The following is a 12,548-nucleotide window of genomic DNA, read 5'->3' as shown; positions in this document are numbered from 1 at the left end:
GGCCCTGGCCTGCCGTTATTTCCCCGCTAACCACTGCTGCACAATCTGCTGGTATTCACCGGTGGCTTTACTCAGGTGCAGCCACTGATCAACGTACATTTTCCAGCTGATGTCATCGCGTGGCAGCATCCAGGCCTTTTCCCCGTACTGCAGCGGCTTATCCGGGTTAATGGCACAGAGCGACGGATAGCGCTTCTGTTGATACAGCGCTTCAGAGGCGTCGGTGATCATCACGTCCGCTTTTTTGTCCACCAGCTGCTGGAAAATCGTCACGTTATCGTGAAACAACGTCAGATTTGCTTTCGGCAGGTACGCGTGGACGAAGGCCTCATTGGTTCCCCCCGCCGGTTCAATCAGACGTACCGATGGTTTGTTCATCTGTTCCACCGTACGGTATTTCTTCTTATCCGCGCAGCGCACCAGGGGAATTTTGCCATCGGTATCCAGCGGGTTGGCGAACCATGCCGTCTGCTGGCGTTTCAGCGTCACTGAAACGCCCCCCAGGGCTACGTCGCACTGCTTGCCGATAAAATCAGGCGTCAGGGTTTTCCAGGTGGTCGGCACCCACTTCACCTCCGCCCCCAGACTTTTTGCCAGCGACTGCACCAGGGAGATATCAATCCCCTCATAGCTGCCGTCCTGACGCAGATAGGTATAGGGCTTATAATCTCCGGTGGTGCAGACCACCAGGGTTTTGCTTTGCATGGCACGGTCAAGATGTGACTGCGCGCTGGCGCTGCCCGCGACCAGCAGGAGGGCCACAGCCCCGATTTTCATCATCATAGTTCTCTCATTGTTATTATCAGTGCCGCGTATTGTTGCTTAAAACGCAATAGTATTGTGATTAGCACCCCATTTTTCTCACAGCCGACGTCGGATACACTCTCCGGTATTGCACACTATTGAGAAAAAATCATGAGCCAGATTTTAATTATTGATGCCGGTAAAGCCTTCGCCCACTCAAAAGGTGAACTGAACCATACTCTGACCCAGGTCGCAGCGAGCTTCCTGCGCGATGCCGGGCATCAGGTCGATGTCACCGTGCTGGACGACGGTTACGTGGTCGCCGATGAAATCGACAAATATCTTGCCGCCGATACCGTTATTTATCAAATGCCGGGTTGGTGGATGGGCGAGCCGTGGACGCTGAAAAAATATATCGACGAGGTCTTCACCGAGGGCCACGGTAAACTGTACGCCAGCGATGGCCGTACCCGCTCCGATGCGGCGAAAAAATATGGTTCCGGTGGCCTGCTGCAGGGCAAAACCTATATGCTGTCCCTGACCTGGAATGCGCCGCTCCAGGCGTTTACCGACCCGGAACAGTTCTTTGAAGGCGTGGGCGTAGACGGTGTCTATCTGCACTTCCACAAGGCCAACCAGTTCCTCGGTATGGACGGTCTGCCAACCTTTATCTGTAACGATGTGATCAAACAGCCGGATATTGCAGGCGATATCGCACGCTATCGGACTCATCTGAGCGCGATTTTTGCTTAACTGGACACTCACCCATTGGGTTCCCCGGTAAAAAGGAAACAGTATGCTGACCGTAATCGCTGAAATCTGTATCAAGCCAGGCCGACGTACTGCCGTTTTACACGCTATTGAGCGTCTGACCCCCACCGTGCTGGATGAAGAAGGCTGCGGTAGTTACCAGGCATTGATTGACCACAAAGCCCAGGTGCCCTGGAAGCAGCACTCCCCTGATTCCATTTTTATGGTGGAGCACTGGGATTCACTGCGACATCTGGAGCAGCACCAGCAGGCTGACCATATGGAACGGCATCGCACCGCCATCAAAGACGATGTGGTCGATGTGAAAATCTTTGTACTGGAACCGGCACTGTAAAGGCCGGCGGGCTGACCGGTAAAAGGTCGGCCCCTGGCGGTTATCACCTTGCCATGCAGGGGCAGACCTTCTGTTTGGTTCGCCCTTTTTACAGCAGGGTCTTGCTGGCAAACTGCTCGCTGAGATAGTCCAGGAAGCAGCGGATCCGCACGGCCAGCGTGCTGTTGCGGTAGTACACCGCATGGATCGGGTGAAACATCTCCCGCGTCTCCGCCTCCAGCACCGGCACCAGCCTGCCGGAGGCGACATCCTCCCGGCTGAGAAAGTCCGACACCCGCGCAATGCCCATGCCGTTAACCGCCAGCTGACGCAGCGTCTCACCGCTTGAGGCCATCACCGTCGGTTTAATCTGCAAAAACTCCCCTTCCGAACGCCATACCGGCCAGATGTTATGCTGATCCAGATTGCAGAAGCCCAGCAGACGGTGCTTATCCACCATATCAGCGACGCTGAGCGGTACGCCGTGCTCCTGCAGATAGGCCGGGCTGGCCATCAGCCGCAGCCTGCTGCTGCCGAGCGCGCGGGCGTGCATGGTGGAGTCACGCAGCTCGCCAATGCGGATGGCAATATCGGTCTGCTGCTCCAGCAGGTCGATCACCACTTCATCGGTATTCAGTTCTAACTGGATCAGTGGAAAACGCCGTGAAAACTCCGGCATCAGCGGCACGATGACGTGCAGCATAAATGGCGTGGCGGCATTGACGCGCAGGCGACCGGAGGGGATTTCACGCCGCTGGGCAATCTGCTCTTCCGCGGTTTCCACCGAACGAATAATCTGCCGGGCGTGCTCAAGAAAGATCTGCCCTTCCTCCGTCAGCGCGATGCGACGGGTGGTGCGGTGTAGCAGCGTGGTTTGCAGTTTGCTTTCCAGACGGCTGAGGGCGCGACTGATACCGGAGGTGGTCTGGTTAAGCTGCTCCGCGGCGGCAGTGATCGAACCGGTATCGACCACGACGACCCACGCACGAAGCTCTTCAAGGGTGATTTTCAAGAGTTCAACCTGGTAGAAAGATGACCCTGCAATTCTAACAGAATCACGGCAGGACCTCGCACAGGTTGACGTCTTTATGCGTTTACGGCTTCACCGGGCCTGGAGGCAGACAACATCCGACCAACGGCAGCAAAGCAGAAAGCTGGGTTTAAATTTTCGTTTCAGAAGGGGTAAAGAGGACACTGCAGAATGGGCAAAGAAGGTTTTTATTCTTATGAACTCTGGGGGCGCTGTGGTCAGCACTTTTACTGCATTTTGGACAGGCGATGGAGATGAGAAAACCGTTTGATTTAGGTTGTTTTTGATTATAAGCCATAAATATTTCCTGTGTTGTTTGGACGCGTATAGTACACCCTCGCGGCCTATTCCCCTCACTCTTTATTGCTTAAATCTGTCTTCAGGCAGCATATCAGCGGATTATTTTGCAAAAAGCGGGGCCAACTGCCTCCCGGTGGAGGAAAAACAGTCGGCCCGCCGCGTTTACGCGGAAAATCCTCAGACCTCGATTTCCGCCATATCGCCTTTTTCCTGCAGCCAGTTACGGCGATCTTCAGAGCGTTTTTTCGCCAGCAGCATATCCATCACCGCCATCGTATGCGGGAGATCCTCATCGCTGATGGTGAGCTGCACCAGACGGCGGGTGTTCGGATCCAGCGTGGTTTCGCGCAGCTGCAGCGGGTTCATTTCACCCAGCCCTTTAAAGCGCTGTACGCCCGGTTTGCCTTTCTTGCGCTTTAACTGCTCAAGAATGCCCGCTTTCTCTTCTTCATCCAGCGCGTAATAAACCTCTTTGCCGAGGTCAATACGGTACAGCGGCGGCATCGCCACGTAGACGTGGCCATTTTTTACCAGCGTGCTGAAGTGGCGGACAAACAGTGCACACAGCAGCGTGGCGATGTGCAGGCCGTCGGAGTCCGCATCCGCAAGGATACAGATCTTGCCGTAGCGCAGCTGGCTCAGATCTTCACTGCCAGGATCGATACCGATCGCCACGGAAATGTCATGCACCTCCTGCGACGCCAGCACTTCATCCGAGGAGACTTCCCAGGTATTGAGGATCTTGCCCTTCAGCGGCATGATCGCCTGATACTCACGGTCGCGCGCCTGTTTGGCCGATCCACCTGCTGAGTCCCCTTCCACGAGGAACAGCTCCGTACGGGCAAGATCCTGGGCAGAGCAGTCGGCCAGTTTACCCGGCAGGGCCGGCCCGCTGGTCAGCTTTTTACGCACCACTTTTTTCGCCGCACGCAGGCGGCGCTGGGCACTGGAAATTGCCAGCTCTGCCAGCATTTCTGCGGCCTGAACGTTCTGATTCAGCCACAGGCTGAAGGCATCTTTCACCACACCGGACACAAACGCCGCGCACTGGCGGGATGACAACCGCTCTTTGGTCTGCCCGGCAAACTGCGGATCCTGCATTTTCACCGACAGCACATAGGCGCAACGGTCCCAGATATCTTCCGCCGACAGCTTAACGCCGCGCGGCAGAATATTACGGTATTCGCAGAACTCGCGCATGGCGTCGAGCAGGCCCTGACGCAGGCCATTAACGTGGGTTCCGCCCTGCATGGTCGGGATCAGGTTAACGTAGCTTTCCGTCAGCAGTTCACCGCCTTCCGGCAGCCACAGCAGCGCCCAGTCAACCGCTTCCACATCCCCGGCAAACGCACCGACGAAGGCTTTTTCTGGCAGCGTCGGCAGGCCGTTGACGGCTTCCATCAGGTAATCGGTCAGGCCATCGGCGTAGCACCAGGTCTGTTCGGTATTGTTCAGCTTATCTTTGAAAACAATCTCAACGCCCGGGCACAGCACGGCTTTCGCTTTCAGCAGGTGGCTGAGGCGCGAAACGGAGAAGCGCGGGCTGTCAAAGAAGGACTCATCCGGCCAGAACTGGACGCGGGTGCCGGTATTGCGTTTACCAACGGTACCGGTCACCGTCAGGTCCTGCACTTTATCGCCGTTTTCAAACGCCATTTCGTACACTTCGCCATTACGGCGAACGGTGACTTCGACGCGTTTTGACAGCGCGTTAACCACCGAGATCCCCACGCCGTGCAGGCCGCCGGAGAACTGATAGTTTTTATTGGAGAATTTACCGCCGGCATGGAGGCGGCAGAAAATCAGCTCAACGGCCGGTACGCCCTCTTCCGGGTGAATATCTACCGGCATGCCGCGCCCGTCGTCGATCACTTCCAACGATTGATCGGCGTGCAGGATCACTTCCACGCGCTTGGCGTGACCGGCCAGCGCTTCATCCACGCTGTTATCGATCACTTCCTGGCCTAAGTGGTTAGGACGGACGGTATCGGTGTACATACCCGGGCGGCGACGCACGGGTTCAAGGCCGCTGAGAACCTCAATGGAGTCAGCGTTATAGCTGGATTGAGTCATCGTAACAATCTGATTGGTAGTGGCTAAAAATGAGTGGCCAGACGCCGGTGTTAACTCACTCCTGAAAACCTAAGAAGTCGAGCATCGCGGAGAAATGGCGTTCGAATCCGATAAAAGCATGATTTCCGCCCTCTTCTACCGTCTGACGGCAGGCGCTGTAATAGTCCAGGGCCTGGCGGTAGTCGAGCACTTCATCGCCCGTTTGTTGCAGTAACCAGAGCAAATCCGGTGACTCTAACGGGTCAATCTGCATCACTTTTAGATCGTAAATATGGCGAGACTCTAACACATATTGCTGGCCGGTGTATGGGTTCTCGTTGTGACCGAGATAATCGGCCAGCAGCTCAAACGGACGTACCGCCGGGTTGACTACTACGGCAGGGAGAGTGAAACATTGCGACAGCCAGGTCGCATAATACCCGCCCAGTGACGAGCCAATCATTCCCAGTTGCTCTCCCGCTGACTGCAGGACAAATGTCTCCAGCAGGGCGGCGGCTTCAGAGGGAAACGCCGGAAGCTGTGGCACATGCAGCCGGATGTCCGGCCGGTGTTCTGCCAGCCACTGTTTAAACTGGGTTGCTTTGGCGGATTGGGGTGAACTGTTAAAACCATGCAGATAAAGCAGCGTGGCCATCGGTCAGTATCCTTCTGAATCGAGATCCGGGTTGAACATGCGCGTGGTCAGACGCTGCACCTGGGTTTCCAGTCGCCCGTCATCATAGAGGTCAAGCCAGCGCCAGCCTGGAGACTCGGCATCAATGGTAAAGTTGGTACAGTGCGGCTTGAACTGCACACAGGTCGATGGGGAAGCCAGTACGCGCCGTCCGTGCCAGTCGAGATCCAGTTCCTGATGAATATGCCCACACAGCAGGGTCTTTGCCTGAGGATAGCGCTGCAGAACACTATCCAGCATATGCGGATTCCTCAGACTGTGCTGGTCCAGCCATGAACACCCGGACGGCACCGGGTGATGATGTAATAACACCAGCGTATGGCGCTGTGGTTCGGTCGCCAGCGCACCCTCCAGCCACTCGAGCTGATAGTCGCTCAATTCACCATGGGGGACGCCGAAGACCTGACTGTCGAGCAGCACTATCTGCCAGTGGTCCCCCACCAGCACCTGTTTTTGATCGGCAATATGGGATGCCGCCAGCGTGCTGAACATCGTTGGCTGAAAGTCATGATTACCGGGCAACCAGACGCAAGGTGCCGACAGGCATGAGATGCCCTCAGCAAAATGCTGATAGGCTTCCATTGAGTGGTCCTGCGCCAGGTCGCCAGTCGCGACAACAAGATCGTAGTGACGCCGGTCTGCTGCAATCACCTCCAGCACGGCGTTAAAACTGGCCCAGGTATTCACCCCTAACAGCGTTTCGTGTTTACCTGCAAACAAGTGGGTATCCGTTATCTGTAAAATCCTGACTCTGGACCCACTCGCCACAGGAAGTTTTAACAGGCTATCCAATCAACGTCCTTAACTCGCTCTGAAATGTCGCAGCTTAAATTTTAAACCGGAACTGCCATCGCACCGTGGGACAAACAATAGCGCAGCCAGTCCGCTAAAAACTGGTTAATTTGGTGTTTTTCATCACGCTGATGCAATTTTTTATTAGGGTAATCATAGCGTGCTTTAAAGCGATAGATCTGCTGTGTTGAACACACTTCCGCCACCATCGCATCGTGGTAAAGCCTGACCGACATCGATGGCAGGCTCCAGTAGCTCACTGCCGGGGCCGTTTGTCGAATCTCCACCAGCGTGGTGTAACGCGTCGATTCCTGGATGGTAATCTGATAGCTGGCACCGTTCACCTGATACGCCATCGACTCTCCCGCCCGATCCTCCTTGGGTAACAAGCGCCGCAGCTGCGCAAAATTCGTTTCGCAGACGCGCATCATTTCAGGAAAATCGGGGACATAGCGTTTCATTATTCAGGATTCCACTCTTCTCGTAGCTGTTTATGGTGCAACTCCAGCCATTGCAAAGCAATGACAGCCGCTGCGTTATCAATTTTCCCCTGTTCCACCCACTGGTAAGCCTGACTGCGACTGACCACATGCACGAGAATATCCTCATTCTCCTCCTCCAGGCCGTGGTTTCCCTCCGCCACGCTGGCATCCACTTCACCGACAAATACTGACAGGCGTTCAGTAGTACCTCCCGCACTGGAGAGATAGTTCACTACCGGTTTTACCCGTCCGGCGACGATCCCGGCCTCTTCCACGGCTTCCCGGCGGGCCACTTCTTCCGGCGTTTCCCCCGGTTCGATCATCCCGGCCACCAGTTCCAGCACCCAGGGCGTTGGGCTGGTGTCGTACGCGGCAATACGGATTTGCTCAATCAGCACCACTTCGTCGCGCTGAGGGTCATAGGGTAGCAGCACCGCCGCGTGACCGCGCTCAAAAATTTCCCGGGTCACTTCACCACTCATGCCACCATTAAACAAGCGGTGACGAAACCGGTAGCGCTCCAGCGAAAAAAAACCACGATAGAGCGTCTCGCGTGCAATAATTTCTACATCGTTTTTGGTGAAAGTCACTGGGTATTTGTGACCAGTTTCCATAACAACTTCTCCTGGGAAATGGTGGCAAAAACGTAAAGTGCAAGAGTATTCCGACAGTTGTCTGGTTCTTAACGAATTATTTAAGTAAATTAAGGCAAGATGGCACTTTCAGCCAACTTACCTTATCGGAACTCTCTGCTATTATCGGCGATAATTTTTGGCCTACGTCAGCGCTACCATAGCAATTTTGCTGCACTACAAGGAATGCAAATGAACAAACTGCTCCCTTTACTCATCGGTCTGAGCCTGGGCGGCTTCAGTGTTGCCAGCCAGGCTGAAAACCTGCTGCAGGTATATCAGCAGGCGCGTTTATCAAATCCTGACCTTCGTAGCTCTGCGGCCGATCGTGATGCTGCCTTTGAGAAAATTAATGAAGCCCGCAGCCCGCTGTTACCGCAGTTAGGCCTGGGTGCTGACTATACCTATAACAGCGGCTACCGCGATGCACGCGACACCCATAACGATTCTAAAAGCGCTTCACTGCAGCTGACACAAACCATTTTTGATATGTCAAAATGGCGCGCGCTGACCCTGCAGGAAAAAACGGCCGGGATTCAGGATGTCACCTATCAGACGGCACAGCAAACGCTGATCCTCAACACGGCGACCGCGTATTTCAACGTGCTGAATGCCATCGATACGCTGTCCTACACCGAAGCGCAGAAGCAGTCCATCTATCGCGAACTGGATCAGACCACACAACGCTTTAACGTTGGCCTGGTCGCTATTACCGACGTACAGAACGCCCGTTCACAGTACGACACCGTACTGGCCAACGAAGTCTCGGCGCGTAATGCTCTCGACAACGCGGTGGAAACCCTGCGCCAGGTAACGGGTAATTACTATCCTAATCTGGCCTCGCTGAACGTTGATACGTTCAAAACCGAAAAACCTCAGCCGGTCAATGCACTGCTGAAAGAAGCGGAAAGCCGCAACCTGTCGCTGCTGTCTGCCCGCCTGTCCCAGGATCTGGCACGTGAGCAGATTCGTTCTTCAGAAACGGGTCATATGCCCACGCTGGATCTGACCGCCTCAACCGGTCTGTCAAATACCCGTTATGGCGGCGATCGTGCCAGCCCGAACAGTAATGACAACATCAGTGGCAGCAACCAGGTTGGCCTGAGCTTCAATATGCCGCTGTACAGTGGCGGGTCGGTCAGCTCCCAGGTGAAACAGGCACAGTATGCGTTTGTGGCTGCCAGCGAACAGCTGGAAAGTGCTCATCGCAGCACCGTGCAGACCGTGCGTTCTTCGTTTAATAACGTCAACGCGTCGATCAGCAGCATCGAAGCCTATAAGCAATCCGTCGTGTCGGCACAAAGCTCTCTGGATGCGATGGAAGCCGGTTACTCGGTGGGCACACGCACCATCGTCGACGTGCTGGATGCCACCACCACCCTGTACAATGCCAAGCAGCAGTTGGCAAACGCCCGTTACAGCTACATGATTAACCAGCTCAATATTAAGTCTGCGCTGGGTACGCTGAACGAGCAGGATCTGCAAACGCTGAACAATCATCTGGGCAAAGATGTTGTCACCTCGCCGGAGAGCGTTGCCCCCGAAAATGCGCAGCAGACTGCCTATGCTGACGGAGCACAAACGCCGCCACGCACCACGAACGCCGCAGAGCCCCGTCGCACTTCAGCGCCTCGTGCCAGCGGCAATCCATTCGGTCAGTAGTCCCCTGAGGGGCAGCGATGGCTGCCCCTTCACAATCAAACGTATAGCTACGTAAAGATCCCCTCCTGGTCAGGCCTCATCGCTTCATTTTTCACCGCTGTTCCCCTATCCTATGCACTACCTTTGGGCACAGGACGAAAAGTGATGAAACGGACTAAACAGATTAATCATGCCTCCTTTCGCAAAAGCTGGAGCGCACGTCATTTAACGCCGGTTGCGCTGGCGGTAAGTGCAGTATTTATGCTGGCCGCATGTGAACAGGCCGACGAAACCGTCTCCATGTATCAGAATGCGGATGACTGCTCTGCTGCGAATCCAGGCAAGAGCGCACAATGCACTACGGCGTTTAACAACGCCAAAGAAGAAGCGGTGAAAACCGCACCGAAATATGCCAGCCGTGAAGACTGCGTGGCAGAATTTGGTGAAGGTCAGTGCCAGCAGGCTCCGGCTCAGGCTGGCGTCGGCACGACAAATGCAGAATCGCAGTCCAGCGGCAGCTTCTGGATGCCACTGATGGCCGGTTACATGATGGGCCGTATGATGGGCGGCGGTATGGGGCAACAGCAGCCGCTGTTCTCCTCAAAGAACCCGTCCAGCCCGGCGAACGGCAAATTCGTTGATGCCAGCGGCAAAAGCTATGGCGCTGCAACGCCAGGCCGAACCATGACCGTTCCTAAAACGGCGCTGGCACCGAAACCTGCCACGACCAGCACCGTCACTCGCGGTGGTTTTGGTGAATCCGTTGCTAAACAAACCGCCATGCAGCGTAGCAGTGCCTCCGGCACCAACCGCAGCATGGGGGGTTAAGCGCGGATGAAGCGTATTGCCATTGCTGAACGCCCCGACTGGCGTGAAAAAGCGACGGAATATGGTTTTCGTTTTCACACCATGCACGGGGAACCGTACTGGTGTGAAGATGCTTATTACCAGTTTACGTTGCAGCAGATTGAATATCTGGAAGATGTCACCAGCGAACTGCACCAGATGTGTTTGCAGGCGGTGGAACTGGTGGTTAACAGCGAAGAGCTGCTGACCAAGTTCCGCATTCCCAAACATACCTGGGATTTCGTGCGCGAATCATGGAAAAGCCAGCAGCCTTCGCTCTACTCCCGGCTGGATCTGGCCTGGGACGGGGAGTCCCCGGCCAAACTGCTGGAGAACAACGCGGATACCCCGACATCGCTGTATGAAGCGGCGTTTTTCCAGTGGCTGTGGCTGGAAGATCAGGTTAAGGCCGGCCAGCTACCGACCGGCAGCGATCAGTTCAACAGCCTGCAGGAAAAACTGATTGAGCGTTTTGCCGAGCTTCATCAGCAGCACGGATTTAGCTGGCTACATTTTGCCTGCTGCCGTGACACCGATGAAGATCGTGGTACCGTTCAGTATCTGCAGGACTGCGCGACGGAAGCGGGTCTGCCGAGTGAATTCCTGTTTATGGATGAGATTGGTCTGGGCGAGAAAGGGCAGTTTACCGACCAGCACGATCAGGTGATTGGCAATCTGTTCAAGCTTTATCCGTGGGAGTTCATGCTGCGCGAGATGTTCTCCACCAAGCTGGCTGATGCCGGCGTGCGCTGGCTGGAACCGGGCTGGAAAAGCATTATCTCTAACAAGGCGCTGCTGCCGCTGTTATGGAAAATGTTCCCGAATCACCCCAATCTGCTGCCGGCTTACTTCGCAGAAGACAACGTGCCTCACATGGATAAATATGTGGTTAAGCCGCTGTTCTCCCGTGAGGGGGCCAATATCACCATCGTTGAAAACGGTCAGGAAATTGCGCGCGTTGACGGGCCGTATGGAGAGGAAGGGATGATTGTCCAGCAGTTCCATCCGCTGCCGAAATTCGGTGACAGCTACACGCTGATCGGCTCCTGGCTGATTAACGATCAGCCGGCGGGTATCGGCCTGCGGGAAGATCGCGATTTGATTACTCAGGATCTGTCACGTTTCTATCCCCACGCATTTATTGAATAAAACGGGCTGACCGCAACAGAAGGTCAGCCCCGGCACAATGCGTGTTTCCCTGCCCCACAGAGGGCGCCCTTTTCCGGTCGCCCTCTGTCGCAGGTCTCTCCCTGCGTAATGATCACCTTTTTCCGGGCGACCTTCCGCTTCTGCCTGTTACCCTACCTGTACCGACAGCATACTCAGTGAACCCATCACTATGCCATCGACCGGAACGGTAATTACCTCACCTTCCGCACGTGCGCCCAGCACATACAGCAGTGGCAGATAGTGCTCCGGCGTCGGGTTAGACAGCGCTGCCCCGTCATGTTGCATAAAGTTGATCAGCGGGTGCTGCTCTGACTCACCTTCCCAGCTCAGATTCTCGCGCACATACTGGTTGAAAGATTCTGCCCACGGCCAGGCTTCCGCCTCCCCGCTCCAGCGCACCATGCGCAGGTTATGCACCACGTTACCGCTGGCGACGATCATCACACCCTGCTCACGCAGCGCAGCCAGCTTGCGGCCCAGTTCAAAATGATAAGCCGCCGGTTTTGTCGCATCCACACTGAGTTGCACCACCGGGATATCGGCCTGCGGGTACATTTTGATCAGCACGCCCCACGAACCGTGATCGAATCCCCATTCCTGATCCAGCTCCACTGCCACCGGTGAAAGTGCTTCCGCAACCTGACGGGCCAGCGCCGGAGAGCCCGGGGCGGGATAACGGGTGTCGAACAGCGCCTGGGGGAAACCGCCGAAATCATGAATTGTGCGCGGATTTTCCATTGCCGTGACGGCCGTACCACGGGTGTACCAGTGTGCCGACACGGCAATAATCGCCTTCGGGCGCGGCAGGGTTTTGCCCAGTTCTCGCCAGGTTTCCGTCCAGATATTCTCTTCCAGCACGTTCATCGGGCTGCCATGACCGAGGAACAGAGCAGGCATACGTGTGTGGCTCATGGTGTGACTCCAGCAAAGTTTTTGTTCAATGCAGTCCACATTACGCGCTTTTTGACACGGATGAACCAGGATAACCCTGACGAAGATAGTCAGAAAATTTGAATGGAAGCGAAGGAGTGACGCGGCTTAAAGGCGGGGTGCGCGACAAGAGCCAGCGCACCCATAGCCC

General features: G+C 55.5%; 14 protein-coding genes. 5 read left to right on the top strand and 9 right to left on the bottom strand.

Annotated elements, in window-relative coordinates; translation table 11 throughout:
* Positions 1-15: 15 nt before the first annotated feature.
* Complete coding sequence (locus EPE01S_RS13200; RefSeq protein ID WP_373279678.1) at positions 16-783, bottom strand: transporter substrate-binding domain-containing protein; 768 nt, start codon at positions 781-783, stop codon at positions 16-18.
* 132 nt (positions 784-915) lie between these two features.
* Between EPE01S_RS13200 and EPE01S_RS13195 the strand changes: the two genes are divergently transcribed.
* Together EPE01S_RS13195 and EPE01S_RS13190 are read left to right on the top strand one after the other, a co-directional pair.
* Complete coding sequence (locus EPE01S_RS13195; RefSeq protein ID WP_062745824.1) at positions 916-1,497, top strand: NAD(P)H-dependent oxidoreductase; 582 nt, start codon at positions 916-918, stop codon at positions 1,495-1,497.
* A gap of 43 nt (positions 1,498-1,540) precedes the next feature.
* Positions 1,541-1,849, top strand: a complete 309-nt coding sequence (locus EPE01S_RS13190) for a putative quinol monooxygenase (protein ID WP_062745822.1) — start codon at positions 1,541-1,543, stop codon at positions 1,847-1,849.
* 88 nt (positions 1,850-1,937) lie between these two features.
* Here the strand turns inward: EPE01S_RS13190 and EPE01S_RS13185 are convergent, their stop codons facing one another.
* The 7 genes from EPE01S_RS13185 to nudF all read right to left on the bottom strand — a co-directional run bounded on the left by EPE01S_RS13185 (position 1,938) and on the right by nudF (position 7,792).
* The gene (locus EPE01S_RS13185; protein ID WP_062745820.1) at positions 1,938-2,840 is read right to left on the bottom strand and encodes a LysR family transcriptional regulator; all 903 of its coding nucleotides are present in this window, start codon (positions 2,838-2,840) and stop codon (positions 1,938-1,940) included.
* 148 nt (positions 2,841-2,988) lie between these two features.
* The gene (locus tag EPE01S_RS23475) at positions 2,989-3,156 is read right to left on the bottom strand and encodes a YnfU family zinc-binding protein (RefSeq protein ID WP_157076019.1); all 168 of its coding nucleotides are present in this window, start codon (positions 3,154-3,156) and stop codon (positions 2,989-2,991) included.
* Between the two features lie 179 nt (positions 3,157-3,335).
* Positions 3,336-5,231, bottom strand: a complete 1,896-nt coding sequence (gene parE, locus EPE01S_RS13175; RefSeq protein ID WP_062745814.1) for a DNA topoisomerase IV subunit B — start codon at positions 5,229-5,231, stop codon at positions 3,336-3,338.
* Between the two features lie 55 nt (positions 5,232-5,286).
* Positions 5,287-5,865: an esterase YqiA gene (gene yqiA / locus EPE01S_RS13170; protein WP_062745812.1), complete on the bottom strand. Its 579-nt coding sequence runs from the start codon at positions 5,863-5,865 to the stop codon at positions 5,287-5,289.
* Positions 5,866-5,868: 3 nt separating this feature from the next.
* Positions 5,869-6,696, bottom strand: coding sequence for a 3',5'-cyclic-AMP phosphodiesterase (gene cpdA / locus EPE01S_RS13165; RefSeq protein ID WP_062745809.1), 828 nt, complete (start codon positions 6,694-6,696; stop codon positions 5,869-5,871).
* A gap of 41 nt (positions 6,697-6,737) precedes the next feature.
* Positions 6,738-7,157: a DUF1249 family protein gene (locus EPE01S_RS13160; RefSeq protein ID WP_062745806.1), complete on the bottom strand. Its 420-nt coding sequence runs from the start codon at positions 7,155-7,157 to the stop codon at positions 6,738-6,740.
* Positions 7,157-7,792 (bottom strand): ADP-ribose diphosphatase, encoded by a 636-nt coding sequence (gene nudF / locus EPE01S_RS13155; RefSeq protein ID WP_062745804.1) that lies wholly within the window; start codon positions 7,790-7,792, stop codon positions 7,157-7,159. The genes EPE01S_RS13160 and nudF overlap by 1 nt, the downstream gene beginning before the upstream one ends.
* A gap of 210 nt (positions 7,793-8,002) precedes the next feature.
* On the opposite strand from nudF, the gene tolC reads away from it, so the two are divergent.
* From tolC to EPE01S_RS13140, 3 genes are all read left to right on the top strand, one after another.
* Positions 8,003-9,472 (top strand): outer membrane channel protein TolC, encoded by a 1,470-nt coding sequence (gene tolC, locus EPE01S_RS13150; protein ID WP_062745801.1) that lies wholly within the window; start codon positions 8,003-8,005, stop codon positions 9,470-9,472.
* Positions 9,473-9,616: 144 nt separating this feature from the next.
* Complete coding sequence (locus EPE01S_RS13145) at positions 9,617-10,279, top strand: DUF1190 family protein (protein ID WP_062745799.1); 663 nt, start codon at positions 9,617-9,619, stop codon at positions 10,277-10,279.
* Between the two features lie 6 nt (positions 10,280-10,285).
* A complete protein-coding gene (locus EPE01S_RS13140; protein WP_062745796.1) occupies positions 10,286-11,446 on the top strand; it encodes a glutathionylspermidine synthase family protein in 1,161 nt (386 codons plus the stop codon).
* Positions 11,447-11,593: 147 nt separating this feature from the next.
* Here EPE01S_RS13140 and ygiD read toward each other — a convergent pair whose 3' ends face one another.
* The gene (gene ygiD, locus EPE01S_RS13135; RefSeq protein ID WP_062745794.1) at positions 11,594-12,379 is read right to left on the bottom strand and encodes a 4,5-DOPA-extradiol-dioxygenase; all 786 of its coding nucleotides are present in this window, start codon (positions 12,377-12,379) and stop codon (positions 11,594-11,596) included.
* Positions 12,380-12,548 lie beyond the last annotated feature (169 nt).

The sequence above is a fragment of the Erwinia persicina NBRC 102418 genome, from assembly GCF_001571305.1.
In the GTDB taxonomy this organism is placed as follows: domain Bacteria; phylum Pseudomonadota; class Gammaproteobacteria; order Enterobacterales; family Enterobacteriaceae; genus Erwinia; species Erwinia persicina.
Note: the sequence above shows the minus strand (reverse complement) of the source record. Positions and strands in the feature narration are given on the sequence as shown.